This window comes from Acetivibrio mesophilus, assembly GCF_004102745.1.
GTDB classification, from domain to species: domain Bacteria; phylum Bacillota; class Clostridia; order Acetivibrionales; family Acetivibrionaceae; genus Hungateiclostridium; species Hungateiclostridium mesophilum.
Genome location: NZ_RLII01000080.1, coordinates 1 through 1591 on the forward strand (window position 1 = coordinate 1; position 1591 = coordinate 1591).

Below are 1591 nucleotides of genomic sequence, written 5' to 3' on the forward strand. Positions count from 1 at the left end.
CTCCTTTCCACTTTGGCTTTGCTGGCACCATCCCGAACTGGAGTATGTAGCTTCACAATTCCAAGTGAGCCGCAAATTAGCGTTAATTGTTCGTTGGAATAGGTGCTTCCATTGTCTAAATATAACTTTTTACAAATACCATAGCGGGAAATGGCATCTTTAAGCACCTGTTGAAAGTTATATGCATTGTCATTGTAAAAGAATCGGGAGCCAACAATCATACGGCTTTGATCGTCAATAATTTGGATAAGATAAGTGCGGCGAACTTTGCCATTTTCATTAATATAACAGGTGTAAGAAGTATCAGCTTGGTACATGCCGCAGGGATACTCTTCCTCAAATGCCTTACGATCTTTTTGATTCGGATTGAGTGTGGATTTTAAATTGTTGTGTTTAATAAAGCGTTGAATACTAGATAGAGAAACTTGATGCTTATTAATAAAACCATCTTCAATAAGCTTGGTATAAATAAGGGTAGCGTTGATGCGGGGAAAGACTTCCTTAAGCCTGTAAATCTCATTAATAACAGTTTCGTCCAACACTCTTGATTGTCCCGAATCAGAGCGTTCTCTAGGCATTAAGCCATCCATACCTTTTTTGCGATAATATTCTTCCCACTTTTCAAGGGTCTTTGGATTATAAATCATAGCTTTGCCATTTGGCAGTGTAAATGAATTTTCGGTAACCCTCCTATAATATGCAGTTTTTGTAGGGTCGGTAAAAGTACCCTGTATCACTGGAGCAATAAGGGAGAACCTGAAATACGCCATGTCAATGGCAGCTTTGTCATTAAATTTGGTTTTCATGTGTAATGCACCTCCAAAAAGCATCATAATATGCAATTGTCAGAAATGCTATTACTGGATTAAGTGGAAAGGCTTTAATAACAATATGCAAAACTCAGGAGGAATTTGAGAGTGCAGTTTTTGTTACTCCTTGAAGAAATGAGAGCCCATTTTGCTCAAAAAAACAGTGTAGATCATTTGATGTATTGAATTTAGGAATTGTTGATAAAAACTCTAAAGAACTATGATAAATATCCTCAAGAATGCCCAACCAAAGCTTTTTATGTTGAATAAAGAGCAGCTTCCAGGCATAAATCATGGAAACACTGATTTGATATTTTTCGCATATATCTGTGATTTTCGTTTTTAAATAATAGTCTCTCAAAACGCTTAATATGAAAGTTAAACTATATGAGCTATACGGAATAATTATCTCCGGGAGAATGGCATGAGGGTGTTCACAGGAGGAACAGATAATTCTGGTTATGTCTATTATATGGTTGGCAGGAGCATTGTTTTCAAATCCAACCAAATATCTGGAATATGAATCGTGGTATGTCCAATTTGGATTTTTTGCACCACAAAAAGGACAGGGAAGTTTTATAAATGGTAGCTTTTTAGAAGAAAATTCTTTCATCGACTCTAAAAACAATTCTTTGATGGATAATTTATTAAAATTTAGCTTGCAAAATATTGAAAATAATCTTATCATAATCTTGTGGGTGTGCTTTTCTAAGCATATTAGCAGGAGAAAGAGTGTTAAGTGGCCAAGCAAAACTGACTCTTTCTCTTTTTATATTATGATA

Annotated in this window: 2 protein-coding genes; both read right to left on the minus strand. The window is 35.4% G+C overall.

Features of this window, described 5'->3' with window-relative positions; genetic code table 11:
- A partial coding sequence (locus EFD62_RS17295) for a DDE-type integrase/transposase/recombinase (protein ID WP_155522930.1) occupies positions 1–806 on the minus strand: 806 nt, incomplete at its 3' end.
- A gap of 94 nt (positions 807–900) precedes the next feature.
- Positions 901–1422: a DUF6431 domain-containing protein gene (locus EFD62_RS17300; RefSeq protein ID WP_083225067.1), complete on the minus strand. Its 522-nt coding sequence runs from the start codon at positions 1420–1422 to the stop codon at positions 901–903.
- Positions 1423–1591: the final 169 nt, after the last annotated feature.

Coding starts and splice junctions, on each gene's coding strand:
- EFD62_RS17300 (WP_083225067.1), bottom strand. CDS start 1,422: ATGAAAGAATTTTCTTCTAAAAAGCTACCATTTATAAAACTTCCCTGT.